This is a genomic window from Streptomyces sp. NPDC008092, from assembly GCF_042957285.1.
Classification (GTDB): domain Bacteria; phylum Actinomycetota; class Actinomycetes; order Streptomycetales; family Streptomycetaceae; genus Streptomyces.
The window spans coordinates 1-25,094 of sequence record NZ_JBIBHY010000002.1; the positions used below are offsets into that span (position 1 = coordinate 1).

A 25,094-nucleotide genomic window follows, 5' to 3' on the forward strand; every position below is an offset into this window, starting at 1 on the left:
GACGTCCCGGACACGGTCGGTAAACAAGCCCAGGACGTGCTGGTCACAGTCCCAGACGGACATCACGGGCAGGACTACGGGCGGTCGGTAAACTCGATCACCACCGGGCTGCCGTTCTCGTCCAGCCCCAGGGTGTCGATCCGCCCCCGGTGCCACGGACCGGTCGCGTACTCCGACGCCACGAACCGTATGCCCAGCATCTGCTCCAGGCCGGCCTCGACCCGCCTCTGCAGCTCCACCTCCAGCGCTACCGTCGAGCCGGACAGTTCGATGTCCCGCCCGTCCGAGTCCTGCCGGAACAACATCAGCTCGGCCACCAGCGCCCCTCCCGTGATCTTTGCAACCAGACCAATTGAACGAAGACGCTGGTTATTCCGCCCGAGGGCAGTCCGAAGAGCCGTTTCTAAACCATCTGGGTGACAAATGGGCGGTCTGTCAGGGATCTGGCAGAGGCCGGAGGCCGCTGCCATCCTTTGCAGTACGAGCCGCAACCGACGCCATGAGATGGGGTGTCCCAAGGGGATGTGACCGCACATCTCCCCAAGCGTCGGACACAACGCCGCGGCCTGCGCCTGTGGCCAGTGGGCCCCGTCCTCGCCCTGACCTTTGCCGTTGCCGTCCTGGTGTCCGTCGCGGTGTTCTACACCGGATGGGACCTGTTGGACGCGCGGGGACTCAAACCCGAGCCTCACATCGACTCCACGACGCTCTTCGACCTGGTAAAGCTGTCCTTCGGCGTCGTCGCCGGAGCTGGAGCCCTGGTCGCCCTGGTGGTGGCCTACCGGCGCCAGCGCGTCGACGAGGACGGCGCGCTGCGCGAGGCAACCCGCCTGCACACCGAACGCTTCACCACTGCGGTCGCCCAGCTCGGCGACGTTTCCGCCGCCGTACGCCTGGGTGGGGTGCACGCCCTGGCCGGTCTCGCCGACGACGCTCCCACCCGAGGGCTGCGCCAGACCTGCATCGACGTTCTGTGTGCCTACCTTCGCCTGCCCTACACCGCCGAGGCCGACCTTCCGGCCGACGACGATGAAGCCAGGCACGCCTACCTGTCCATGCGGCAAGTCCGGCACACGGTCATCCGCCTCATAAGCGACCACCTGCGCCTTGCCCCCATCGACCCGCACTCTTGGCAGGGCCACGACTTCGACCTCACCGAGGTCACTTTCGACGGCGGAGACTTCTCAGCCGTGGAGTTCTCCGGCAGCAAGGTCACCTTCGCCGGCGCGCGGTTCTCCGCCGGTACGGTCACCTTCTACGCCGCGCGGTTCTCCGGCGGCACGGTCGACTTCTCCCGCGCACGGTTCTCGGGCGGCAGGGTCACCTTCACTGGCGCGGAGTTCTCTGGTGGTACGGTCGAGTTCGCTGGCGTTCAGTTCTCCGACGGCATTGTCACCTTCGCTCGCTCGCATTTCGTCGGCGGCACGGTCGACTTCGCCGACGCACAGTTCTACGGCAGCATCGTCAACTTCAGCCACACGCCCTTTTCTGGCAGCAGGGTCACCTTCACTGACGTGGAGTTCTCTGGTGGTACGGTCGAGTTCGCTGGTGCTCGGTTCTCCGACGGCATGGTCAGCTTCGCCCGCTCGCAGTTCTCCGACGGCACGGTCACCTTCAGCGACGCGTGGTTCCCCGGCGGCACTGTTGACTTTACGGGGGCGGACGGTGTGCCGCCCATGGGCCTGGTCCCGCCGAGCGGGTCTCTCTTCCCCACCGGTCTCACCCTGCCCTCGGCGTGGTGCTCAACCCCGTCCTGACGCGGGGGAGGCCGCGGGAGTGTCGAACCGTACGCGGGTTCTAGGCGCTAGGCCTGCTGTGGTAAGTGGCTGGTGACCTTTGTTCCTCTGCCGCGAGCCAGTCGCGGGCTACGACGACGGCGCGGCGGATCACGGCATCGTCCGCCCCGACACGGCTGTAGACGCCGACCTCCTGGTTGATCCGCACATTGACTGTGGAGTGCGGTTGGCCGGTGACGCGCGCGAGCTGGCCGACCAGGGTGTTGAGGTAGGCGCGAGGGGTCGGCCCGAGGTCGATTTTGTCCCCGGCCGGGCTGAAGTCGTCGTCCGGGAGGGCGCTCGGGCTGGTGCACGGGGTACCGACGCAGTGGTCACGCGCTGTGCAGAGGATGCACACGTGCTCGTCGCAGCGGGCGCACGAGACGACGGCGCTGTCGCTGTGGTCGTAGGACCGTCCGGGGTTATCCCGGTCCCATTGGTCGGCCAGGGTGATGCACTTCCCGGTGCAGGGCCTCGCTTCCCGGAGGGCCTGCTCAGGCGCGGTCTCGCCCCGGGCCAGGAGCTCGGCGCGCATCTGCTCGAACCGTTCGCGGTTCTCCGCGTTCCGGCGGGCGCGGGCGGCCTTACACTTCTCGCGCTCGTCGCCGGTGAGGTGCTGCCAGCAGGCTGCAACCGGGATCGGCATGCGGTCGTATGCCGGCCAGTCCGTGATCTCGTGGCGGCACGGCCGCCGAGCACGGGTGAGACGGGTGCAGGACATACTGGGCCTCCGGTGGTGCGGGCGTCTGCTCAGCGCGAGACCCGCACCCACGGGGAGGTATGGGTCTCGGCACTCCGGGCCGCGTAGTTCCCGGGGTGGTCGGACCGTGCACGGCTCGTACGTCTCTTGGGGCGGCGAGGCGGATCGCTGCAGGGCTTCGCATGACCAACGAGGGGGTGGTCGCGACGTCACGCTCATGACGGCGGTGCCGTGCCGAACTCGGCGCGGGCAACGGCGGGTTCGGTTCGCGAGCCCGGGCGCCTGGGACTTGGGCGCTCGGAACTTCTCGTCAGCTCTCCGCCTGGTTTTCGATACGTGTGACGTGTGCGGGGCCGGGGTGGTCGACGCCGGGAACCATGGGGTGTTCGTAGTCGAATTCCACCTTGCCGAAGGAGTCGCTGGTAATAGGCGGGGGGTCGTTGTCGGCGATGATCAGTTGGAGGCGTTCGCCATAGGCGTCAGCCAGCGTCCTGAAACGGCTGTAGATCTCAGCCGCGCGTTGCCGGTCGGAGTCGTTGTTCCCGAAGGCCTTGCGCGGTGAGTCGATCACTAGAAGGGACGGGACCAAGACGTTGGCGTGGTCGAGGCCGAAGACGAGGAGGGTGAGGTTGTAGGCGAGGTTGACGGAGGTGGCGATGCCGCCGCCGGAGGCCTGCAGGCTTTCGAAGGGCTGTCCGTCTACCACGGGCAGGTAGCTGTCGCGGTCGATGACAGCCGTTTGGATCCATGGCAGGTGCCAGCTGGTGAGCAGGCGGCCGAATTCGGTGCTGAGGTCGCCGAGCAGCGTCTGGCTGGCTTTGAGCTGCTCGGCTTTTTCCTTGATGTCCTTGTTGACTTGTCGGCGCTCGGCCTTGATGTCGCGGATGTCCTTGTCGATGGCGCGGACGCGCGCCCAGGATTCCCGGAGCTGGGTGATGGCGTCGATGCTGGCTTTGAGTCCGGCGACGCGGGTGCTCGCATCGGCGATGGCGTCGAAGCGCGGTGCGACCGCATCGCGCGTCTGGGCGTCGAGCTGCCGGCGCAGGCTGGTGACGGTGAAGTTGCGTTGTTGCGACCGCTGCCGTGAGGCCTGCAAGTGTGCTTCGTCCGACTGCTGGATGTGCTGCGCGTCTTCAAGCTGCTGTTGCAGGACGCTGCGTGTCTCTTCGATGGCCGCCGGGTCGACATCATCCTCGACGGGATCGGGCTGGAGGCAGACGACACAGTGCCCGTCCTGAACGGCCCGTGTAGTCAGCGACTGCATACACCGGGGGCAGGCGACGAATTCGAATGGGGACAGCTGGTCGATCGCGGTGGCCGACCGTGCGAGACGGGAGAGGTCGAGCTGGACCTGGGCGACCACCGCCCGTCGTGCCTCCACAAGGTCGGCGGCCGCGGAGACTTCCTCTTCGGCGTGCCTGGCAGCGTGGATTGCGGCCTGTAGTTCCTCCCGCAGCGCGGTGTCGGCCGCAGTCTGTTCCTCCAGCTCGGTGCGGAGGCTCGCCAGCGCGGATTGGGCCCGTCCCAGAGTGTCGCGCAGCTGTACGAGTTCGGCTCGTAGCTCGTCGTCGCTGCGGGGATCGGAGGCCGCGAGGAACTGGCCGACGTTGTCGTGCTCGGCGGATCGGGCCTTCAGCCTGTCCGTGAGCTGGCTCGCGGTGGCCTTGAGCTCCAGCAGCACGCTGTCGGTCAGCGTGAACATCAATCGGAAGAGCTCTTTGCGTTTGGGCTCGAACCAGGAGTCCAGGTGTCCGACGACCTGCCGGTCGATCTCGCGGGCTTGGAGATAGACGTAGGCGTACAGGTCATTGAAGGTGAGGTTCTGCGGCCGCGCTACTCCCTCGCGGCGCGCGGCGATCTGTACGCGGGGAAAGCCGAGAGCGTCGAGCAGGTGGTCAGAGAGGGTTGGTCCGCTGCTGTCCGTGCTGCGCAGGGGCAGGGTGCGCTCAAGGGAGAGGGAGCGCGGGTCGAGGAGGTCGACGGTGTTGGCGGTGTCGCCCTCGATGGTGCGCCGCAGGACGAGGCGTTCGGCGCCGGCCACGATCTCGGCCTGGACGGACAGGACGTGGTCGCGGACGGCCGGGGTGAGCATGGCGGTGCCGCCGAGGACGTGTTTGAAGAGCATCAGCAGGCTGGACTTGCCGGTGCCGATGGGGCCGGTGATCACGGTGGTCGGGCGGTCGAAGCGGTAGGTCTTCTCCGTCTCGGCGGTGGTGACCGTCAGGGAGAGGATACGCAGGTTGACGGCCATGTCAGATCTCCGTCCGCCAGGGCCGGTCCACCGCGTCGGGCAGACGGTCGTAGATGAGGTTCTTCAAGGCCGATCCTGTTTTGTTGAAATGCTTCTTGAGGAGCTTGATCCGGCTGGCGACGACGGACCACTCCGGTGTGGCGGCCAGGGCGGCAGCGGCAGCGGCGCCCTGCTCGGTGACGCGGAATTCGGCTCGGGCCGTGTCGCCGTAGGTGATCAGGCCGCGGGCGGCGAGGGAGCCCAGAATGCTGTAGTAGCGCTGATCCCAGGGCCCGTACTTGTAGCGAGTCATCCGGCTCTCCACCGCCAGCCGCTCCTCCGAGGACGGGGCGGTTCCTTCCGGCCAGGAGGCCTGACCGGCCGGAAGGAGACGCTCCAACATCGCCGGGTAGCGCAGCAGGAAGTCGAGTTTGGCGAGCTTGGTCAGACCCGCCAAGCTGCTCCTGGAGGTGGTGAAGTGTGCAATGAGCAAGAGAACCCGCGCTTCGTGGTACTGGCTCTCGCGCTGTTCGGCCTGCCGCCGCAGGGTTCGGATACGGCGTGCCGCCGCCTCGAAATCAGCGCCCGGCGTCATGACGCTTCACCGTCGGCGTCGAAGCTCTCGGAGAAGTAGAAGAGGCACTCGTCGCAGAGCTGGTAGGCCAGCCCCAGCAGATGCTGGTCTTTCACCAGGAACGGAGGCGGCGTGGACAGCCCGTCGACCTTGAGCCGCTGGGCGAGCAGGTCATTCATCATGCTGCCGTACGCGCTGCCGTCCCGGATCTGCGAGCGGGCGTGGCGCTTGCACTCGAAGACGACTTCCAGGACATCCGTGGACAGGTTCAGAAGATCGGTGTCGTCTCCGGCCAGGCCGGAGCGTCGCTCGGACCATGTGGCGTACCACGCCGAGCGGAGCCGTTCCGCGAATGCCGCCTCGTCCGAGGGGACCAGGCCGCGCGACAACTTGCGGTCGAGTCTGGCGCCCCCCGGCGCCACCAGGGGGACCTGGCCCCGTGGGAACGTGGCCAGCTGGACCGACGTGTACGCCATCTCTGAGTGGAGGACGTCGCGGGTGATGGTACGTCGCGCGATGCGCTGCCGCATCTGCGTGCTGTAGCGAACGCGGCTCGGATCGGCGAGGTATGCGGCGAGCTGGCCGCGATCGCTCTCGTCACGATTGGCGCGCTCGATCCGATCCACGATGTTTCGATAACTGGCCGCCATGTCGACATGCGTCAACTGCAGACGCTCGACCGCGGGCACCAGCAGACTCTGGATGTTGACGTCCGTGATGTGGGCGCGCTGGGGAGGATCGCAGGAGATCTCCAGGACCGCGAGGAACCGCCTGACCCTCTCCGTGAAACCTGGCGGTATTTGGATGTCCGCGATCGGCACTTTGGGAGTCTCGGGGACGTTGTCGTAGGGCTCGTCCCAGCGGACCTTCAACATCTGGCGGGCGACCGTGTCGACTATGACTGACAGGCCGTCTGTGATCTCAGGATCCGGACCGCACATCCGAGCCAGGGGACCGGCATTGGCTGGATTCATAGCCGCGTTGGTCGCCAGCCTGAGCCGCACGTTTGCGGCGCACCCGCAGGCACACCACCGGTCGAAGAGGTGGGTAAGGCCGCCGGTCCTGCACAACTTGACGAGTGTCCAGGGGCCTTGATCCTCCTCGCGGTGCTTGACCGAGACCAGTTCCACGGACCCGTCCGTGAATGCCACTACAAAGTCTTCGTGCCATTCACAGACGACGAAATCGATCGCGTCTTCCGTGAGCATGGCCAAGCAGTCCCGCGCGGCCACCTCCGCTTGGTAGCGGTAACGGCCCAACGTCTCCGAACCGCTGTCTTCACCCGGGGCGAACCCGAAGACCGCGTGCGGCGAACCGTCCGGGCCTGTAGCAGTCTCAGGAGCCCCGGCCCTGGTGGCTCTGCCCGACGCATCGACCATCAACGTCCCCCGCCCCGGCCCCGCATGAGAGCGCGTACTTCTCCACGTCTGCTCCGCCAGTTGACGGGAAGATCTCTACCCGTATCACACTCCAGGTCCATCACGTAACTGTCCGTCGCGGGATTGATGGTGTCGGTTGGAAGCGGCTCGTCTTTGGCGGTGCTCCGACGGTCGCTCGCTGGCCGTCGGTCGCCTTGGGCGATGCCACCTCGGGCTCTGGACAGGCTGCGTCGAGGCGGGGCTCCTCACGCGGGTCAGATACGCGAGGAAACCGGCGACGGCCAGTAGCGCGGCGAGCACAGGGCCGCCCAGCAGAGCATGTCGCAGTACCGAGGAGGGGGACCCGTAAGTGCGTTACTGCGCGGAGCGGGAACGCGTCTTCGACATCAGTGACCTTGCGTCCCCATCGCCGAGGAGAACGCGACGATGCCGTTGGCTGCACCGAGCAGTAGCGCGCAACCGGCGGCGACGGTGTGCAAGGCTCGACTGGGCATCCGCGTTCAGTGCTGTTCCCCGCCCCCGCGGTGATGGTCCCATCGCCCAGTAGTGCACCCAATGTCTTCGCAGCGCACGCCAGCCACCTACTCCCCGCCACGTGTGGATGGCCCCAGGGCGCGCCCTGAGTATCGAGATGGATTGTTCCCAGCGTCTGCAGGGATGGTTCCTCGCCGGCGCGCCAGAACGCGCTGGTGACTGGCTGTTCCCCGCGCCCGCGGGGATGCTTCCTACTTCGGGATCACCCTGGACGGGTAAGCACCCTGCTTCCTGCACCCGCAGGGACGGTCCCCAGCGCGTGAGCTGCGCGCTGGAGGCGAGCTTCGGAGCGCAGCCGGGTGAACCGCTTCGGAGACGCTGCCCAGTGTTACGGCGCCCGGGCGTGCCAAGCGGTGCGATTGTGGAGACCCCATAACTGGGACTGCGGTCAGCATCGTTCCTTCAGGGCGAGGTGATTTTCACTGCCCGCGGGAAGGGCCGTCCGTAGGCGACTCGCGGTGCGAGTCTGAGAACGCCGAGGTGAGTGCGGCGGGCGAAGCGAGAGCAGAGCCCTCTCCGGAGATCTGACTACCTGTCAGTAAAGTCAGCATTGGGTCAGCATCAGTCCGATCAAAGCTGACTATGGCTGGCGAAACCTGCACTTTGAGGTGTGGTGGAACGAGTGGTGTGACAGGAGTTTGCTCTGGCTGTCTGTGCGAACCGGGCGGGGTGTGTTTCACCTCGCCCGGTGCTGTGTGCGTCAGGTTGTGAAGTTCCTGCTCAGCGCACTCGACCCCGCGGTTTCAGCGGCACCGGCGGCAGTTCGGGAGCAGGCAGAGGCGCCCCGTCGTAACCCTTCACTTCCCCAAACCGCGACCCGCTCATCCAGTCCTCGCGAGCCTGTTTGATATCCTCTTGGGTACGCCCGACGAAGTTCCACCACATGATCAGCTCCTCCTCGAACGGCTCGCCGCCCAGGAGCATGATCGCCGCGTCCGATTCCGCGCGCAGGGGGAGTTCGGTGCGGCCGCAGCCCAGGTAGAGCATCGAACCCGGGAGCACCGGCACGCCGTCGACGTGTACCTCGCCGGACATCGCCAGGACGCCGTACTCGAAGTCGGTCTGCAGCGGCAGGCGGAGGTCGGCGCCCCGGGCGAGGGCCAGGTCCGCGCCGACGATGGGGGTGAACGTCGTACCGGGGGACGTCGCGCCGTCCAGGGCGCCGAGGATGACCGTGGCGGTCAGGCCGGGGGCGGTGACCGTCGGCAGGTCAGGGTGGTGCTCGAACCTTGGGTCCGTGTGGCGGTGGGAGTCCGGAAGGGCCACCCACAGCTGCGCCCCGTGCAGGTACCGGGCGTGCGACCTGGGGCTCTCCTCGGAGTGGCTGATCGCCCGGCCCGAGGTCATCAGCCCCAGCTCGCGGGGGCGGATCGTCTGGAGGCTGCCGGTCGAGTCGCGGTGCAGGACCTCGCCCTGGTGCAGCCAGCTGACCGTCTGCAGCCCGATGTGCGGGTGCGGCGGGACCTGCATCCCGGGCTCGTCGGCGATGTCGTCGGGGCCGTAGTGGTCGACGAACGCCCAGGCACCGATCATGCGGCGGCCGAGGTTCGGCAGCAGCCGGCGCACCTCGGTCGACTCGCCGAGTTGCACGTGGCGGGGGCTCAGCAGCTCGCGGACGGGTTCGGCGACGACGAATCCGCGGCCGCCGCACACGCTCGGAACGGGCGCGCGGTCAAGGTTGCTCATGCCGGACAACTTAGCGGCCGAAGGTCCGTGTTGCCGAGCGGTCAGCCGGTCGTACGGAATCCGTCCTTCACGTTTTCGAAGACCGGCCGGTAGGTGCCCCATGCCGCGTCCGGCGCGGAGAGGTAGATGTCGTACTCCCGGCCGCCCTCCCTGCCGTAGCCCAGGTCGATGGCGCGGAAGACGCGGGCCCGGCCCCGGAAGGTGAACTCCCAGACCGCGGCCGGCTGCCCGCGGAAGGCGGTCCGCTGCATGCGCAGCCGCCGGTAGGTCGGGTAGTTGACCTTGGTGTTGGCCTCGATGTCCGCGAAGTGGGTGACGGGGTTCGCGCCGGCCGGTTCCACCGTGCCGATGGTGACGCCGGCCAGGCCGGTCGGGTCCTTGTAGGTGACCTCGTCGGTGGCGCGGGTGCCCGCGGTCCAGCCGTCGGGCACGGGGAAGGAGACGCCGAGGGTCCTGTCGCCGACGAGGTGGTAGCCCTGGGGGAGGGGCGAGGGAGCGGGGGCCGGGCTCGCCGACGCGGACTTCGATGTCGCCGGATGCCTGTCGTGCCCGTCGGCTGGGGTGCGCGGGAGGGTGAGGGCGGCCGTGACCGCGGCGGCGGCCACGAGGGCGACCGCACCGGCCGCCAGGACGCCCCGGCCACGCCGGGCGCGGCGCCGTCCGGTACGGGTGGCCGTCGGCTCCGCTGCGGTCGGGGCCGGCGGGGTCGGCCGGCGCCGGGTCGCCTCCGGTACCGCTCCCGACCAGGTCGCCAGCAGTGCCCGTTCCGTCTGCTCCGCCGAGGGGCGTTCCGCCGGGTCCTTGGCGAGCAGCAGCCGGACGAGCGGCTCCAGCGGGCCCGCCCGCTTCATCGGTTCGACGGGGTCGGTGACGATGGCGTACGCCGTCTCCATCGCCGTCTCGCGCCGGAACGGCGGCCGGCCCTCCACCGCCTGGTACAGCGTGGCCCCCAGCGACCACAGGTCCGAGGCCGGTCCCGGGGTCAGCCCGCGCAGCCGCTCCGGGGCCATGTAGGGGATCGAGCCGACCATCTGGCCGGTCTGGGTGAGCGTCGACGAGCCGGCGGTCAGCGCGATGCCGAAGTCGGTGAGCACCACCCGGTCGCCCGGGCCGAGCAGCACGTTGCCCGGCTTGACGTCCCGGTGCAGGACACCGGCCGCGTGCGCGGCGCGCAGCGCGCCGGTCATGCCGAGGCCGATCCGGGCGGCCTCCTCGGGCGGGAGGGTCCGGCCGCCGTCGAGGAGGTCGGCGAGGGTGGGCGCGGCGACGTACTCCATGACGATGCAGGGGCGGCCGCCGTCGTCCACCACGTCGTGCACGACGACCACGTTGGGGTGGACGACGCGGGCGGCGCTGCGGGCCTCGCGGCGGGTGCGCTCGTAGAGGGTGGCCAGTTCGTCGTCGGACAGGTGCGGGCGGGGGTGCAGCTGCTTGAGCGCGACCTGCCGGGCCAGCACCTCGTCCTCGGCCCGCCACACGGTGCCCATGCCGCCGCGTCCGATCCGCTCGGTCAGCCGGTACCGCCCGGCGACCAGTCGCCCCTCGTCCGACACCGCCCGTCCTCCGCCAGCTCTGTCCGCGTTCGATGAGTCCCGTCACGATAACCGCGCGTTGCTGGTCACCTGTTCGGATCTGTCGGTCGCCCGACCCGTGCGCCTGGGATGGCGGGGGCATGCTGGTCTTTCCGGCTGCAAATCGATCGGAAACGGCCGCGCGGGGCAACGAATGAAGGTCGTCGCCCCGCACGGGTGTGCTCGGGTTCACTGTGGCGTACGTCAGCGTGCGGTCAGTCTCCACAGGTGGTCGGCGGTGCCGTTGTCGTCCCACTGGAGGACCTGGGCGCCGGAGGAGGTGCTCATGTTGTTCACCCCGAGCAGCAGTCCGCTGTTGTAGTTGGCGATCTTGTAGTAGCCGTCGCCGGACGGGATCAGCTGCCAGAGGTGGTCGGCGGTGCCGTTGTCGCCCCAGATCAGGGCGGTGCCACCGTCGCCGGTGCCCGCGTTGGTGATGCCGAGGAGCAGACCGCTCGCCTGCTGCTGGATCTTGTAGAGGCCGTTGCCGGCGGCCACCAGGGTCCAGTTCTGGTCGGCGCCCGAGGTGGACGTCGCCTGGACGACGGCCGTGCCCTGGGCGGTGCCCGCGCCGCTGGTGTCCAGGGCGAGCCCGCTGTTCCTGTTGGTGATCTGGTAGCGGCCGGCCAGCGAGGTGGCGGTGCCGCTCGGGGTGATGGTCAGGCGGTAGCCGTCGGAGGCGTTCATCGTCACCGGTACGGTGATCGAGCCGCCGCTGACCGCGTAGTCGGTGTCCGAGATCGTCACCGGCCCGGAGACGGCGGTCGTCCGGCCCTTGGACGGGGTGTACTCCAGCCTGACGTGCACGGTGCTGCCGAAGGCGGAGAGCGAGGACAGCCCGTTGACGGTGACGGCACACGAACCGGTGCAGCCGCCGGCGACCACGCTGATCTGGTTGCCCGCGCCGTTGCGGGCGGCGAAGCCGTCGATGCCCGTCTGCGCCGGGGGCGTGGTGACCAGCATGTTCCCGGACATGTCGCCGTACCACTTGTACAGCCAGTAGGCGCCGTTGGGTGAGCCGCCGGTGTCGGTGAGGGTGTCGCCGAGGGTGCCGTAGTGGTTCCAGAAGGCGAGTTCGGCGTCGTGCACGCCGGCCCGCTCGAACTTGGCGACATAGCTCGCGAGCGGTCCGGGGACGCCGACCTCGCTCGTGGTGCCGTACTCCTCGATGGCGATCGGGCGGGGGCTGAGACCCAGGCTCGACTCCAGCGCCCGGTAGTCGGCCACGTGCGCGGCGATGTTCGCGCTGCTCTGCAGCTCGTGCCAGCTGACGATGTCGGGCACGGCGTTGTTCGCGATGGCGTCCTGGAGGAACGTCTTCATCTTGCTGTCGGTGTACGTCGCGAAGCTGGGCCCCTGAATGGGCGTACCCGTGTCCTTCGCACGGACCTCCTTGTACGTTCGTGACCAGCCGTCGTCGAAGGCGCCCGCCGCCGAGGTGTCCCAGGTGCCGTCGGGCTCGTTCCAGAGCTCGTAGGCGCTGATGTTCGTGGCGCCGGACGACTGCACGGACGCGACCTGCTTGTCGACGGCCGACAGCCAGTCGCTCCAGCTCACCCACTTGTAGGGGAAGTCGGGGTACCAGTCCGGCATGCGTACGACGACCTTCGCGCCGGCCTTGGCCGCCTCCGGGGCGACGACCAGGGCGTCACCGCCGGGACCGGGCTCGCCGTTGGGCAGCTGGCTGCCGCCGGGCGCCATCTGCACGAAGGTGTTCGGCTTCAGCGGTTCGACCAGGCTGTCGGCGGGGACGCTCGCGGTGTCCAGGCCGTAGAGGCTGCCCGTGGCCACGTGCGTGACCGGGCGCAGGGTCTGGTTCGCGCTCACCACGAGGGTGGTGGCGGAGGTGGGGACCGCCTGGGCGGGGGCGGTGGTGCCGAGGGCGGTGGCGAGTACCACCGCACCGAGGGCGGCTCTGCGGGGTGTGCGGCTCATGGCATGCGTCTCCTTGAGGAGTTGGGGGTGTCAGTCCTTCACCGCGCCCGCGGTCACGCCCGCGGCCACATAGCGCTGGGCGAGGACGAGGAGGACGGCCGCGGGGACCGACGCGACGACGGCGGTCGCCATGATCGCGTTCCACTCCTGGTTGTTGTTGCCGATGTACTTGTAGATGCCGAGCGTGATCGGCTTCCAACTGCCGCCGCCGTCCAGGGTGTTGGCGAAGACGAAGTCGGACCAGGCCCACAGGAAGCCGAACAGCGAGACGGTGACGACCGCGTTGCGGCTCAGCGGGAGGACGACCGACCGGAAGGTGCGCCAGGTGCCGGCGCCGTCGATCCGGGCGGCCGAGACGAGTTCGCCGGGGATGCCCGACATGAACGCGGTGAAGATCATGACGCCGAAGGGCACGGCGATGGTGGAGTCCGCGACGATCAGCCCCCACCAGGAGTCGAGCAGGTCGAGGTCGAGGAAGATGCCGTAGAAGCCCATCGCCATGACGATGCCCGGGATCATCTGGGCGATCAGCAGGGCCAGGCCCAGTGCCCCGCCCCCGCGCGGCCGCAGCTTCGCCAGGGCGTAGCCGGCCGGGGCGGCGATCAGGAGGGTCAGGGCGACCGTGCCGATCCCGATCAGCAGGCTGGTGCCCAGGTAGGGGAGCTGGTCGTCGAGGACCGCCCGGTAGCCCTCGAAGGTCGGGTGCAGCGGGAGCAGGTCCGGCGGGTCCTTGCGCATGTCCTGCTGCGGGGTGAGGGACACGTTGAGCATCCAGTACACCGGGAACAGCATCAGCGCGGTCAGGCAGAGACCGATCAAGGTGTAGCCGCGTGACTTCACGGTTCCTGCCTCCTCTGGACGCGGATGTAGAGGAGGCCGAAGGCCAGGGCGATCAGGATCAGGAGGTTGCCCACGGCGGCACCGGGACCGAATCTGGGCAGCAGCGTGCCGAAGCCGAGCTGGTACGACCAGGTGGCCAGGGTGGAGGAAGCGTCGCCGGGACCGCCCTTGGTCATGATCCAGATCAGGTCGAACACCTTGAGGGTGTAGACGAGCCCGAGCAGCAGGGTGATCGCCGACACCGGGCGCAGCAGCGGGAAGGTGATCCGCCGGAACTGCTGCCAGGCGCCCGCCCCGTCGAGGGCCGCGGCCTCGTACAGCTCGCCCGGGATGTTCTGCAGGCCGCTGTGCAGGATGACCAGGTTGAAGGGGATCCCGATCCAGATGTTGGCGACGATCACCGAGACCAGCGCCCAGTCGGGCGAGGTCAGCCAGCCGACCGGGGCGACGCCGAGGAAGTGCAGGAAGTAGTTCACCACTCCCGACTCGCTGTTGAACATCCACGACCACGTGGACGCGGACACGATCAGCGGCAGCAGCCAGGGGATCAGGAACAGCGCCCGCAGCACGGTGGAGAGCCGGAAGTGCCGGTTGAAGAAGACCGCGAGGGCGAGCCCGATCACGTACTGGAAGGCGATCGACACGAAGGTGAAGACCATGGTGTGCCGCATCGCCGGCCCGAACGTCGGATCGTCCAGCACGGTACGGAAGTTGTCCCAGCCGGAGAACGGCGCGTCGCCCGCGACGAAGGAGCGCACGGTGTAGTCGCGCAGGCTGAGGTCCAGGTTGCGGTAGAGCGGGTAGACGTAGAACGCGGCGAGGTAGCCGAGCAGCGGGGTCACGAAGGCGAGCGCGGTCAGCCGCCGTCTGCGGCGCAGGGAGCGGGCGCCGGTGCCGCTCGCCCGCGCCGCGGCGGCCGGTGCGCGCCGCGGTCGGTCGACTCGGGCGACGGTCATACCGGTCCTAGCCCTTCTGCGCGCTGGACTGGGCCGCGGCCAGGGCGTCCTGGGGGCTCTTGCTGCCGGAGAGCGCAGCCTGGACGGCCGTCCACATCGGCTGCGAGATGGTCGGGTACCTGGTGCCGAGGCCGCCGCTGGTCCGGCCCCGGGCCGCCGCGACCGCCGCCACCCAGGGCTTCAACTCGGCGTTCTTCCGCACCTGTTCGGTCTGCACGGCCGAGGTCGGCGCCACGTACATGAGCGTGGTGTCGGTGGCCAGCAGGCCGGCGTCGCTGGTCAGGCAGCCGACGATCTTCTTGCTGACGTCGTAGCGCGAGGTGTCCTTCTGCACCGGCACCGTGACGAACTCGCCGCCGGTCGGCACCGGCGCCGAACCACCGTTCTGGGCAGGGATGTTGACGACCCCGTACGGGAACCCGGCCTTGTCGGCGTTGCCCAGCTGCCAGGTGCCGTTCTCGCTGAACGCGTAGTCGCCGGTGGCGAACTCCTGCCAGCTGGTGGTCTGGGTGTTCTGCAGCACGTCCTTCGGCGCGTACCCCGCGTCCACCCACTGCTTCCACAGCGACAGCGCGGCGACTCCCTTGGCGGAGTCGAGCTTCGTCAGGTCGCCGCCCGCACCCCAGAACCACGGCAGGAACTGGAAGCTGCCCTCCTCGGTGTTGATCGCGGAGAAGGTGATCCCCTTCTTCCCGGCCGCCCTGACCTTCTTCAGCGCGGCCGTGAGCGACGCCCAGTCCTTGACGGAGGCCGGGTCGACGCCGGCCGCCGCGAGGACCTTCTTGTTGTAGTAGAGCGCGAGGGTGTTGGCGCCGATCGGGACGCCGTAGGAGGCGCCGTCGATCGTGCCGGCGCCGATGATGTTCTGCTGGATCGACGAGGTGTCCAGGCCGAGGTCGCTCGTCTTGTTGAGGATCCCCGCCTCCACCAGCGTGGAGACCACCGGGTTGTCGACCAGCATCACGTCCGGTGCGTTGCCCTGCTGCGCGGCCAGCAGCGCCTTGTTGCCCAGGTCGGTGGTGTCGTAGGCGGTCCGCTTGAGCTTCACCCCGGCCGCGGTGCCGCACGCACTGACCCGCTTGCCCCAGTCCGAGGAGGCGTCGAACTGCGGGTACGGGTCCCAGAAGGTGTACGTCCCGCCGGCCGAGGACGACGATCCCGAGGAGCCGGAACCGCCACCGCAGGCGGTGAGGGGGAGCAGGGCGGCCGTGGTGAGGGCCATGAGAGTACGGCGGGTTGGTATCACGGGGTGACCTCGTTGTCGTAGGACGGGGTGTCTGACGGGGATGTCTCAGGAGGTGGGGAGCCAGACGCGCATGCTGCCGTCCTCGCGGTTGGCCCAGACGTGGTACGGGATCGCGGTCAGCTCGACCGGCTCGTCGCCGGGTTGCGCGGACGCCTCGTCGGCGGGCGCGTACGGCCACCAGCCCCGGTCGGGGAGGCGGCGCCGCCTCCCCGCGGCCACCACGGTGCTGACACCGCCGAGCAGGTCCGGGCGGTGCTTCACGGCGAGCGGACGGGACGGGTCGAGGACGATGTCGTCAAGACCGCCACCCGGGTGGTCGACCTGCTCCAGGCAGTGCACGAGCGGCCCGCGCTCGATCGCCACACAGCCGCGTACCGCGTCCACGCGCGGGTCGGCGGCGGTGAGCCGGGGCTCCAGGGCGAGCTCCAGCACCACCAGATCGCCCGGTGCCCAGGTGCGCGACAGCCGCAGCCAGCCGTCGTCGACCGGGGAGTCGTACGTCTGCGCACCGCACCGCACCCGGAACTCCCGGCACCACTCGGGGATGCGCAGCGAGAGCGTCCAGGGGCCGTCGGACGGGGTCTCCTCGACGGTGAACGCGATCGTGCCGTGCCAGGGATAGTCGGTCTCGGCCCGTACCCGGATCCGGTCGGTCGCGTACGTCCCGGTGACGAACTGGTGGATCTGCAGGCCCTGTTCGTCGCCCGACGCCAGGTAGTGCTCCAGACTCGCCAGCAGCCGCATCACGTTGGGCGGACAGCAGGCGCAGCGGAACCAGCGGGTGCGGCGGGCCGACTGGTCGCCGCCGGTGTCGGTGTGGCCGTCGCGGACCTGCAGCGGGTTGACGTACAGCCAGCGCTCGCCGTCCAGTGAGACCCCGGCCAGGAAGCCGTTGTAGAGGGTGCGCTCGATCAGGTCGGAGTAGCGGGCCTCGCCGGTGAGCAGAGCCATGCGCCAGCTCCACTGGACGGACGCGATCGCGGCGCAGGTCTCGCAGTAGGCGCGCTCGTTGGGGAGTTCGTAGGGGTCGCCGAAGTCCTCACGGTCGTGGTGGGCGCCGAGCCCGCCGGTGAGGTGGGTCTTGGTGGTCGTCATGGCGTGCCACAACCGCTCGCCCGCCGCCCGGAGTTCGGCGTCCCCGGTCTCCGTCGCCAGGTCGGCGGCCGCCGCCAGCAGGTACAACTGCCGTACGGCGTGCCCCTCGACGTTCGTCGCCGCACGCAGCGGGACCCGGTCCTGGCAGTAGGCCTCGCCGCCGAGCAGGCCGTGGCCGTGCCGGTCGACGAAGTAGCCCGCCAGGTCGAGATAGCGGCGCTCGCCGGTCTCCCGGTACAGCTCCACCAGCGCCGTCTCGACCTCCGGGTGACCGTCGACGCCGTCGACCGGCCTGCCGCTGCCGGGGAGGCCGAACACCGAGTCGATGTGGTCGGCGAACCTCTCTGCCACGGCCAGGAGTTCGGGGCGCCCGGTGGAGCGGTGGTGGGCCACCGCGGCCTGGATCAGATGGCCGGCGCAGTACAACTCGTGGCCCCAGCGCAGGTCCTGGTACCGCTCGCCGCCCTTGACCAGCTGGAACCAGGTGTTGAGATACCCGTCGGGCTGCTGGGCGTCGGCCACCAGGGTGACGATCCGCGCCACTTCCGCGGCCAGCGCCTCGTCCGGGCCCTGGGCGAGGTGCCAGGAGGCCGCCTCCAGCCACTTGTAGACGTCCGTGTCGACGAAGGGGTACGCGCCCCGGAACGTGCCCTCGGCGGTGCCGGCGGCCAGCCGCAGGTTGTGCAGGTTTCCGGCGGACTCCAGCAGGTCCGGGCCCTGCGGGAGAGAGACGCGGGCGTTGGTCGCGCGCCGGTCGTGCCAGAAGCCGCCGTCGACGGTGACGGCCGCCGGGCGCAGCGTCGTGCGGGCAGCGGGAGTGGGACGGACCGGGCCGGCGGGGGAGGGCTGGGCGGAGTGGGTGCGGGGCATGGCTCTCCGGGGTGGGGAGGGACGGGGTGCCTGGGCACACTGTTTCGAAATATCGAACGACGTTTGGAGTGTCGAGCATGGGACGGCGCGGGAAGCGGGTGCGAAACCGGCTTGCGCAACCGTTTTCTCGCCGAGAAGTACAGGGCAGCCAGAGAGGGGGGTCAAGACGCCCGGCACAGTTTTTTCAAGTTGCCCGGCAGGGCTGGTACTTCGGGTGGACGGCTGCGACGATGTGGGGCGGCTCTGCCGTCGGGAGGCCGGCGGCGGCGTCGAGGATCCGTCTAGGAAAAGGTTTGCCCGTGACCTCTGCTCCAGGCTCTCCGCTCGCCGGCCGGGCGCGGCTCGCCGATGTCGCCGCGCTCGCCGGTGTCAGCGTCGGTACGGCGTCCAAGGCGCTGAACGGCGCCGGGCGGATGCGCCCGGAGACCAGGCAACGGGTGCTGGACGCGGTGGCGGCCCTCGGGTTCCGGCCCAACCAGCACGCGCAGAGCCTGCACAGCGGCCGCAGCTGGACGGTCGGCCTGATGACGACCGACGGCATCGGCCGCTTCAGCACCCCCGTCCTGCTCGGCGCCGAGGACGCGCTGGGCGCCGGGAAGATCTCGGTCCTGCTCTGCGACACCCGGGGCGACGCCATCCGCGAGCAGCACCATCTGCGCACCCTCACCGACCGCCGGGTCGACGGCATCATCGTCGCCGGCCGCCGTACCGATCCCCGCCCGCCGCTGACCGGCATCGACCCGGCGATCCCGGTCGTCTACGCCCTCTCCCCGTCGGCCGGTCCCGCCGACACCTCCGTCGTCACCGACGACCGCGGCGGCGCCCGGCTCGCCGTGGAGCACCTGCTCGCCACCGGGCGCACCCGCATCGCCCATGTCACCGGACCCGAGCACCACCAGGCCGCCCGTGACCGGGCCCGGCACGCGGTCGAGCACCTGGCCGAGTCGGGTCTGGAACTCGCCGCAGGGCGTGTGCACTTCGGGGAGTGGAGCGAGGCCTGGGGGCGGCGCGCCGCCGACGCGGTGCTGCGGACCGCGCCCGGCACCGACGCCGTCTTCTGCGGGAACGACCAGATCGCCCGGGGGGTCGCGGACGCCCTGCGCGAGCGCGGGAAGGGCGTGCCGGGGGACATCGCCGTGGTCGGGTACGACAACTGGGACACCATGGCCCTCGCCTGCCGCCCGCCGCTCACCACCGTCGACATGAACCTCGCCGAGATCGGGCGGATCGCCGCGCTGCGGCTGCTCCAGGCCATCGACGCGGAGCCGGAGCCCGGGGTGCACACCGTGCCGTGCCGGCTGGTGGTGCGCGAGTCGAGCTGACGCCGGTGACGGGGGTGCCCGGCAACGCGCCGTGACCTCGCCGCCGACGGCGGCGCGGGGCACGCCGACTCGGGCGGCGTCCCACAAGACGGGGCACGGGTCGCGCTCGATGGCGGCCGGAGCGCCGAACTCCTCGGCGGTCATGCCTCGGAAACCGGCGTCAGGAGGAGGAAGCAAGACGGCACTCCAAGAATCCGAGTGAGAGACAACAGGCCGGACAGAACGGATGCCGCCCCGAGTCTTGGCGGCGGCTTCCCGTCCGGCCTTTGGTGAGAATCACCCGGCGTCACAGAAACCGGGGGCTGACAGCCCTTGGGCCGAGGTGGTACGACGGGACGCGGTCACGCCGGACGGTGGTGCCGGTGAGACGGGGGGTGGGCCGAGGTGTCCTCGCGCTTACGAGCGTTGGCGCGGCTGATGACGGCGGTCACGATCGTCGCGGCCTATGTCGCGCTGCATCTGGCGATAACCGCGGGCATGGACCTGCGGGCCTGCGACCGCTTCCGCGACTCCCGGGCACGGGCCGTCGCGTTCACCGCCGCGCTGGACCGCTATGCCGCGGGGGACGTCTCCGCGCGCGCCGGGATCCGGGCAGGCGACACGTGGTTCAAGGAGAACGCCCCGTCGGGGGCGAGCCGTTCCGCGGTCTCATCGGCCACCGGTGACGTCGAGAAGGGCCGGGTCTCCCTCGCCCGCGAGCGGGTCGCCGGGCTGGTGGCGGACGTCGAACGGGACCGGGCACGACTCGACCGGAAACTCGACTCGTCGCGCGCGACCGCGCTGTGCTGGTCGCTGCCCGCTGCGGTGCTGTTCGGGCCGGTACTGTGGCTGCGGCGGCGCCGTCGGTCGGGCGCCGCGGAGATCATCGAGGTGGTCAGCCGGTTCGCCCCGCGTCAGCCGAGGTGGCGGCGTCCGCTGTTCCTGCTGGCCAGTGGCGTCGGATACGTGCTGTTCGCGGGGGGCGTCCTCGCCATCAGCACGGCGCAGCGGCAGGGCTACGAGATGCCACCGACGGTCTTCATGCTGCTGCTGATCGGTGGCCTGGCCGGGCTGGGGGCCGGGGCCCTGATCCTGCGTCACACCCGTCCGCGCTCGGCGCGGGGTGCGACCCAGGCCCTGCTGGCCGACGGCCGCCGACCCGTGCTCTACCTGCGCAGCTTCGTCGACGACGACAGCGCGGCCCAGGTCGACGACTCGATGGCGTATGCCGGCATCCACTCCCGGGAGGAGCAGCTGGCGGGGGCCTTGGGAAGCGTCGGCCCCGTGATCACGGTGGGCAGACCCGGAGAGGTGCTGCCGCGGCTGGGAGCGGCGCGGTTCTACCTGCCGCTCGACAACTGGCAGCCCGCGGTGCTGCGGCTGATGGAACTGTCCCAGCTCATCGTGCTGCGCCTGGGCCTTGGCGACGGGCTGTGGTGGGAGGTCCAGCAGGCCCGTGCCACCCAACCGGCGCGGAAGCTCGTCCTGCTCGCGCCGAGTGGGCTGCCGGAGGTGGCCGAACGGCTGGACGAGCATCTGCCGACCCCGTCCCGGCTGAACAAGGTTGCCGGGAGCGATCCCTGGACCGCCGCCGTCGTCACCTTCGCTCCCGACTGGACGCCCCGTGTGCACCCGGTGGGGCCTGTGCCCCGTGCCAGGACCTCGCGGGGCTCGCTGGTGCGCCGCGGCTTGCGCACCATGAAGGACACCCTGGGGCCGACGGCCAACTTCGCCTCGCCCGCCCACCACCTGGCTCGCGCCATGAAGTCCGCCCTGGCGTCCGTGGGGCTCCGTAGACGGACGATGGTCTGGAGGGCCAACCTCGCCGTGCAGAGTTCGTTGGGCAAAGGCGCCGCTCTGGTCACGGCCCTGGCCCTGCTGGCCTTTCTGGTGTTCCGGGCCCTGGAGCTGTTCGCTCCTCGGTAACGCCAATCTTTGAACCCGGTCCCGCATGACGCGCGTCGAAACAGGGGACACAACAGAGCAGCGCCCCGTGGTACGGCGCCCCAAGTAGTGTGCAGAAGCAATGCGATTCGGATCGAACGATCTTCGGGGGAGGATCATGGACGGTTCACAGCAGGACACGCCGACGAGCGCAGGTCCGGTCAGCGGGGAGCAGCCCAGGGCGTTATCCGGTGCGGCCACTGCCGTGACGGCACTGATCTCGTTGGCACTCGTGCGTGAGGTGTTGGTCTCGGCCTACAACTGGCGCCTTTATTTCGTCGCCCATGACTACCTGGCCGGGAGAGCGACGTTCGCGGACGTCGATGCCGCTCAGACCGATTCCCTTGCGAAGCTGGTGTCCTGGCCGTCGTTCCTGGCATGGATCGCGAGTGGCGTGGCGTTCCTCGTGTGGCTGTGGCGGGCCCGGACCAATGCCGAGCTGATGAGCGGTGCCGCCGCGTTCCGCCGGTCCCGGACCTGGGCGGTGAGCGGCTGGATCGCCCCCGTGGTCAACCTGTGGGTCCCGTACCAGGTCGTGTCGGACGTCTGGCGGGCGAGTGCCCCCCGGCGGTCCGTCCCCGTCACCCTGATCAAGGCCTGGTGGGCGCTGTTCGTCGTCGCCAACACCGTCGTCAAGCCGATCCAGTGGCGCATGTCCTCGAATCTCGACAGCGAGCAGCACGTGCTGTCCAACGCGGACGTGTCCACCCTGCTCACGGCGCTCTACGTGGTGGCCGGACTGCTCGTCGTCCTCATCGTTCGGCGCGTCACCGCGTGGCAGAGCCGGCAGCCTGCCCAGAACGCGGCGTGAGGGAGCGGGGCGCGCACCGCTGTGAACGCGGCGGCGCTGGCGTCCCATGGGCGGCGCCCGCCGGTCGCGGCCCCGGCCTGTACGAGCACACGGTGACGAACCACGGGGGAGGCCGACATGGCCGGCATCAGTGACTCGTTGTGGAACGAGGACGTCGACGCGGAGAACTTCCGTGACCCGGCCGCGACGTACCATGCCGCGGTCTTCGAGCAGTACAAGCTGTGCGTCGAGATGGCTGACCGGGTCAGCGCCCGGCGCAACCTCGCCAACACCTTCTTCCTGACCCTCCACAGCACGCTGCTCGTCTTCTTCGGCACCTGGTTGTCCCAGGAGCACCACCGCAGGACACCGGTCGCCATCGCGCTCATGGCCCTGCTGGTCCTGCTGGGCATGTGCGCAACCTGGTGGATCACTGTCCGTTCCTACCAGCAGTTGAACAGAGGAAAGTTCGAGGTGATCGGAGCGTTCGAAGAGCGCCTTCCGGCCCGCGCCTTCGTGGCCGCCGAATGGCGGGCCCTCGGCGAGGGGAGGGACTGGCGCGTCTATCTCCCGCTCAGCCGTGTCGAACGTTGGATTCCTCTCCTCTTCGCCGTCGCCTACCTTCTGGGCTTCACCGTCGTCGCGCTGTGACGGCGGCGGCATCCGACGCCCACTCTCCCCGCCACCGAAGCGGGTTAGGGTGAACGGCACATCGCCTGGGCCGGAAGCGGGTTGTCACATGGTCACCATCGCCGTCACCGGACACATGGACCTGGCCGCCGAGGCAGTCGGCCGGATCCGCACGGACCTCCGTGAGCTGCTGGCCGACCTGTGTGACGACGCGCTGGTGGGACGCTCCTGCCTGGCCGTCGGCGCGGACACGCTCTTCGCCGAGGAGATCCTCTCGCTCGGAGGCCGACTGTCGGCGATCATCCCGTCCCGGGACTACCGGGAAGCGGTGGTCCGACCCGCACACCTCGCCGAGTTCGACGCTCTGTGCGACGCCGCCGCCGAAGTGGTGGTCCTGCCGTACGAACACGCGGGCCGCGCCGCCTACGAAGCGGCCAACCGCCGACTTCTCCAAGGCGCGGACCGCCTCGTCGCCGTGTGGGACGGCAGCGCCCCCACCGGCCGTGGCGGCGGTACGGCAGACACCGTGGCCGCGGCCCGCCTGGCCGGGTTGGCCGTCGACGTCGTGTGGCCTCCTGGCGCGTTCAGGTCCGGCACCTGACACCTGTGCCCGGTCCGGGACCGCCGAGGGCCCTCGCCCGGGAACGTCCCCACGTACCGCTCACCGGATACCCTCGAATCCTGGTTGCTTAAGTCAATCAATTGACTTACATTCAGGAGGGTCGTGCAGAACCGAGCGGCCCTACGGAGGCCCGACCATGTCCCATGCACAGCCCCGGCCGGAAACCGCCGGGGACTCCGCCGCGCCGCGGACCAACGCAGTTGTCGCGGTGCTGGCCTTCGGCGGGATCGTGGTCTCGCTGATGCAGACCCTGGTGATCCCCATCGTGCCCGAACTGCCGAAGCTGCTCAACGCCTCGGCGTCCAACGCGGCCTGGGCCGTCACCGCCACCCTCCTCGCGGCCGCCGTCGCCACCCCCGTGATGGGGCGGCTCGGCGACATGTACGGCAAGCGGCTGATGCTGCTGACCAGCGTGGTCATGCTGGTCGCCGGCTCGGTCACCGCCGCGCTGAGCGACACCCTCGTGCCGATGGTCATCGGGCGCGCCCTGCAGGGGCTGGCCTCCGGCGTGATCCCGCTCGGCATCAGCATCATGCGCGACGAACTCCCCGCCGAACGGCTCGGCTCCGCCACGGCGTTGATGAGCGCCTCGCTCGGCGTCGGCGGCGCCCTCGGCCTGCCCGCCGCCGCGCTGATCGCCGACCACTTCGACTGGCACGTGCTGTTCTGGACCTCGGCCGCGCTCGGCGTCGTCGCCGCGCTGCTCGTGCTGGTCCTCGTGCCGGAGTCGAAGGTGCGCACCGGCGGCCGTTTCGACCTGCCGGGCGCCCTCGGCATGGCGGCGGGCCTGGTCTGTCTGCTGCTCGGTATCTCCAAGGGGGCCGACTGGGGCTGGGGCAGCGGCACCACGCTCGGCCTGTTCGGCGCCGCGTTGGCCATCCTGCTCGCCTGGGGGCTCTACGAACTCCGCACCCGCGAGCCGCTGGTCGACCTGCGCACCACGGCCCGCCGCCAGGTCCTCGTCACGAACCTCGCCTCGGTCGCCTTCGGGTTCTCGATGTTCGCGATGTCCCTGGTGCTGCCGCAGCTCCTGCAGTTGCCTGAGGCGACCGGCTACGGTCTGGGCAAGTCGCTGCTCGACGCCGGCCTGGTGATGGCCCCGACCGGCCTGGTGATGATGGCGATGGCGCCCCTGTCCGCCCTCATCTCCAGGAACTTCGGCCCGAAGGTCACCCTGATGTGCGGCGCGGTGATCGTGGCCGCCGGGTACGGGCTCAGCATCGTGCTGATGGCCGCCGTCTGGCAGCTCGTGCTGGTCTCCTGCGTCATCGGCGCCGGCATCGGCTTCGCCTACGGCGCGATGCCCGCGCTCATCATGGGCGCCGTCGACCCGCACGAGACGGCCGCCGCGAACAGCCTCAACACCCTGATGCGGTCCATCGGCACCTCGACCGCGAGCGCCGTCGCCGGGGTGATCCTGGCCCAGATGACCATCGTCCTCGGCCCGGCGACCGTGCCTTCCGAGAACGGCTTCAAGGTGGTCATGGCGGCGGGCTCGGGCGCGGCGGTCCTCGCGCTGCTGGTCGCCGCGTTCATCCCGCGCCGGAAACCGGCCGCGGCGGTGCAGCCCGTGGCCGAACCCCCGGTCGAGCTGCGGCCGGGCGCGGAAGAGGCACCGCAGCACGTCCCCGCCGCCGGCGACGGCATCCAGGTGCACGGCCGGGTGCGCGGTGCCGACGGAACCGGCGTCGGCCGGGCCGCCGTCACACTGATCTCCCCCGGCGGCCGCCAGCTCGGGCGCGCGGTGGCGGACGCCGAGGGCCGCTACGCGGTGGCGGCACCCGGCGAGGGGACGTACGTCCTGATCGCCTCCGCCGACGGCTGCCGGCCGCAGGCCACCACCCTCGTCGTGAGCTCCGCACCGGTCGCCTACGACCTGCTGCTCACCGGCAGCAGCGGCCTGGCCGGAGCGGTGCGGGCCGCGGACAGCGGGGCACCGGTCGCCGGGGCGATGGTGGTCCTCACCGACGTGCGCGGAGACGTGCTGGCCACCCAGCAGACCGACGGGCTGGGCGAGTTCGCGGTGGGCGACCTGGTACCGGGCACCGTGACCCTCGCGGTCAGCTCGCCCAAGCACCGGCCGCTCGCCCTGCCCGTGGAGATAGCCGGGACCGGAACCACCAGGGTCGACGTCGAGCTGCGGCCCGGCGCCCACGTACGGGGCACGGTCCGGGGAGCGGGGGGCCCGCTGGGCGACGCCCGGGTCACCCTGGTGGACGCCGCCGGCAACGTCGTCGGCACGACCACCACCGGCGACGACGGCGCGTACGCCTTCTCCGACCTGGACAGCGGCCAGTACACGGTCGTCGCGACCGGCTACCCGCCGCACGCCGCCGGGGTGGCCGTCTCCGGCGCCGACGTCCACGACCACGACATCGAACTCGCCCATCCCGGGGCGTAGTCCGCAGACGTTCTC

General features: G+C 70.0%; 19 protein-coding genes. 7 read left to right on the forward strand and 12 right to left on the reverse strand.

All coding sequences use genetic code 11. The features are described from left to right. Positions 1 to 74 precede the first annotated feature (74 nt). The gene (locus tag ACFZB3_RS04930) at positions 75 to 317 is read right to left on the reverse strand and encodes a hypothetical protein (RefSeq protein WP_391369831.1); all 243 of its coding nucleotides are present in this window, start codon (positions 315 to 317) and stop codon (positions 75 to 77) included. 207 nt (positions 318 to 524) lie between these two features. Here ACFZB3_RS04930 and ACFZB3_RS04935 point away from each other — a divergent pair, with 207 nt between their 5' ends. Continuing rightward, entirely contained in the window at positions 525 to 1,757 is a 1,233-nt protein-coding gene (locus ACFZB3_RS04935) for a pentapeptide repeat-containing protein (protein WP_391369834.1), read from the forward strand. Positions 1,758 to 1,797: 40 nt separating this feature from the next. Here ACFZB3_RS04935 and ACFZB3_RS04940 read toward each other — a convergent pair whose 3' ends face one another. The 11 genes from ACFZB3_RS04940 to ACFZB3_RS04990 form a co-directional block, all read right to left on the reverse strand. Beyond that, complete coding sequence (locus ACFZB3_RS04940) at positions 1,798 to 2,421, reverse strand: hypothetical protein (RefSeq protein ID WP_391369837.1); 624 nt, start codon at positions 2,419 to 2,421, stop codon at positions 1,798 to 1,800. A 364-nt stretch (positions 2,422 to 2,785) separates the two neighbouring features. Next, a complete protein-coding gene (locus tag ACFZB3_RS04945) occupies positions 2,786 to 4,726 on the reverse strand; it encodes a hypothetical protein (RefSeq protein ID WP_391369840.1) in 1,941 nt (646 codons plus the stop codon). Between the two features lies 1 nt (position 4,727). Beyond that, positions 4,728 to 5,300: a hypothetical protein gene (locus ACFZB3_RS04950; protein ID WP_391369842.1), complete on the reverse strand. Its 573-nt coding sequence runs from the start codon at positions 5,298 to 5,300 to the stop codon at positions 4,728 to 4,730. Further along, positions 5,297 to 6,658, reverse strand: coding sequence for a dsDNA nuclease domain-containing protein (locus ACFZB3_RS04955; RefSeq protein ID WP_391369845.1), 1,362 nt, complete (start codon positions 6,656 to 6,658; stop codon positions 5,297 to 5,299). Before ACFZB3_RS04955 ends, ACFZB3_RS04950 begins: the two co-directional genes overlap by 4 nt. A 1,254-nt stretch (positions 6,659 to 7,912) precedes the next feature. Beyond that, positions 7,913 to 8,878 carry a pirin family protein gene (locus tag ACFZB3_RS04960; RefSeq protein WP_391369848.1) on the reverse strand — a complete coding sequence of 322 codons (966 nt, stop codon included), beginning with the start codon at positions 8,876 to 8,878 and terminating at the stop codon, positions 7,913 to 7,915. A gap of 41 nt (positions 8,879 to 8,919) precedes the next feature. Further along, positions 8,920 to 10,431 carry a protein kinase gene (locus tag ACFZB3_RS04965; protein ID WP_391369851.1) on the reverse strand — a complete coding sequence of 504 codons (1,512 nt, stop codon included), beginning with the start codon at positions 10,429 to 10,431 and terminating at the stop codon, positions 8,920 to 8,922. Positions 10,432 to 10,653: 222 nt separating this feature from the next. Beyond that, the gene (locus ACFZB3_RS04970; protein WP_391369854.1) at positions 10,654 to 12,384 is read right to left on the reverse strand and encodes an RICIN domain-containing protein; all 1,731 of its coding nucleotides are present in this window, start codon (positions 12,382 to 12,384) and stop codon (positions 10,654 to 10,656) included. Positions 12,385 to 12,414: 30 nt separating this feature from the next. Then, on the reverse strand, positions 12,415 to 13,176 hold the full coding sequence (locus ACFZB3_RS04975; protein ID WP_391372019.1) for an ABC transporter permease subunit: 762 nt from the start codon (positions 13,174 to 13,176) through the stop codon (positions 12,415 to 12,417). A gap of 44 nt (positions 13,177 to 13,220) precedes the next feature. Continuing rightward, complete coding sequence (locus ACFZB3_RS04980; protein ID WP_391369857.1) at positions 13,221 to 14,180, reverse strand: ABC transporter permease subunit; 960 nt, start codon at positions 14,178 to 14,180, stop codon at positions 13,221 to 13,223. A 7-nt stretch (positions 14,181 to 14,187) separates the two neighbouring features. Continuing rightward, entirely contained in the window at positions 14,188 to 15,402 is a 1,215-nt protein-coding gene (locus ACFZB3_RS04985; protein ID WP_391369860.1) for an extracellular solute-binding protein, read from the reverse strand. Positions 15,403 to 15,471: 69 nt separating this feature from the next. After that, positions 15,472 to 17,391, reverse strand: a complete 1,920-nt coding sequence (locus ACFZB3_RS04990) for a beta-L-arabinofuranosidase domain-containing protein (protein WP_391369863.1) — start codon at positions 17,389 to 17,391, stop codon at positions 15,472 to 15,474. A 299-nt stretch (positions 17,392 to 17,690) separates the two neighbouring features. Here ACFZB3_RS04990 and ACFZB3_RS04995 point away from each other — a divergent pair, with 299 nt between their 5' ends. The 6 genes from ACFZB3_RS04995 (at position 17,691) to ACFZB3_RS05020 (ending at position 25,079) form a co-directional block, all read left to right on the forward strand. After that, positions 17,691 to 18,713, forward strand: coding sequence for a substrate-binding domain-containing protein (locus ACFZB3_RS04995; RefSeq protein WP_391369866.1), 1,023 nt, complete (start codon positions 17,691 to 17,693; stop codon positions 18,711 to 18,713). Between the two features lie 417 nt (positions 18,714 to 19,130). Further along, positions 19,131 to 20,618 carry a transferase gene (locus tag ACFZB3_RS05000; protein ID WP_391369868.1) on the forward strand — a complete coding sequence of 496 codons (1,488 nt, stop codon included), beginning with the start codon at positions 19,131 to 19,133 and terminating at the stop codon, positions 20,616 to 20,618. 250 nt (positions 20,619 to 20,868) lie between these two features. Continuing rightward, positions 20,869 to 21,447 carry a DUF4328 domain-containing protein gene (locus tag ACFZB3_RS05005; RefSeq protein WP_391369871.1) on the forward strand — a complete coding sequence of 193 codons (579 nt, stop codon included), beginning with the start codon at positions 20,869 to 20,871 and terminating at the stop codon, positions 21,445 to 21,447. Between the two features lie 117 nt (positions 21,448 to 21,564). Then, positions 21,565 to 22,077 carry a hypothetical protein gene (locus ACFZB3_RS05010; RefSeq protein ID WP_391369874.1) on the forward strand — a complete coding sequence of 171 codons (513 nt, stop codon included), beginning with the start codon at positions 21,565 to 21,567 and terminating at the stop codon, positions 22,075 to 22,077. 88 nt (positions 22,078 to 22,165) lie between these two features. Next, positions 22,166 to 22,657, forward strand: a complete 492-nt coding sequence (locus tag ACFZB3_RS05015; protein ID WP_391369877.1) for a hypothetical protein — start codon at positions 22,166 to 22,168, stop codon at positions 22,655 to 22,657. 157 nt (positions 22,658 to 22,814) lie between these two features. Continuing rightward, positions 22,815 to 25,079, forward strand: a complete 2,265-nt coding sequence (locus tag ACFZB3_RS05020) for an MFS transporter (RefSeq protein WP_391369880.1) — start codon at positions 22,815 to 22,817, stop codon at positions 25,077 to 25,079. Positions 25,080 to 25,094 lie beyond the last annotated feature (15 nt).

Excerpts from the sequence above, each read along its gene's own strand:
- ACFZB3_RS04940 (WP_391369837.1), bottom strand. The coding sequence starts at position 2,421 with ATGCCGATCCCGGTTGCAGCCTGCTGGCAGCACCTCACCGGCGACGAG.
- ACFZB3_RS04945 (WP_391369840.1), bottom strand. The coding sequence starts at position 4,726 with ATGGCCGTCAACCTGCGTATCCTCTCCCTGACGGTCACCACCGCCGAG.
- ACFZB3_RS04950 (WP_391369842.1), bottom strand. The coding sequence starts at position 5,300 with ATGACGCCGGGCGCTGATTTCGAGGCGGCGGCACGCCGTATCCGAACC.
- ACFZB3_RS04955 (WP_391369845.1), bottom strand. The coding sequence starts at position 6,658 with ATGGTCGATGCGTCGGGCAGAGCCACCAGGGCCGGGGCTCCTGAGACT.
- ACFZB3_RS04960 (WP_391369848.1), bottom strand. The coding sequence starts at position 8,878 with ATGAGCAACCTTGACCGCGCGCCCGTTCCGAGCGTGTGCGGCGGCCGC.
- ACFZB3_RS04970 (WP_391369854.1), bottom strand. The coding sequence starts at position 12,384 with ATGAGCCGCACACCCCGCAGAGCCGCCCTCGGTGCGGTGGTACTCGCC.
- ACFZB3_RS04975 (WP_391372019.1), bottom strand. The coding sequence starts at position 13,176 with ATGCTGTTCCCGGTGTACTGGATGCTCAACGTGTCCCTCACCCCGCAG.
- ACFZB3_RS04980 (WP_391369857.1), bottom strand. The coding sequence starts at position 14,180 with ATGACCGTCGCCCGAGTCGACCGACCGCGGCGCGCACCGGCCGCCGCG.
- ACFZB3_RS04985 (WP_391369860.1), bottom strand. The coding sequence starts at position 15,402 with ATGGCCCTCACCACGGCCGCCCTGCTCCCCCTCACCGCCTGCGGTGGC.
- ACFZB3_RS04990 (WP_391369863.1), bottom strand. The coding sequence starts at position 17,391 with ATGCCCCGCACCCACTCCGCCCAGCCCTCCCCCGCCGGCCCGGTCCGT.
- ACFZB3_RS05000 (WP_391369868.1), top strand. The coding sequence starts at position 19,131 with ATGACGGCGGTCACGATCGTCGCGGCCTATGTCGCGCTGCATCTGGCG.
- ACFZB3_RS05010 (WP_391369874.1), top strand. The coding sequence starts at position 21,565 with ATGGCCGGCATCAGTGACTCGTTGTGGAACGAGGACGTCGACGCGGAG.
- ACFZB3_RS05015 (WP_391369877.1), top strand. The coding sequence starts at position 22,166 with ATGGTCACCATCGCCGTCACCGGACACATGGACCTGGCCGCCGAGGCA.
- ACFZB3_RS05020 (WP_391369880.1), top strand. The coding sequence starts at position 22,815 with ATGTCCCATGCACAGCCCCGGCCGGAAACCGCCGGGGACTCCGCCGCG.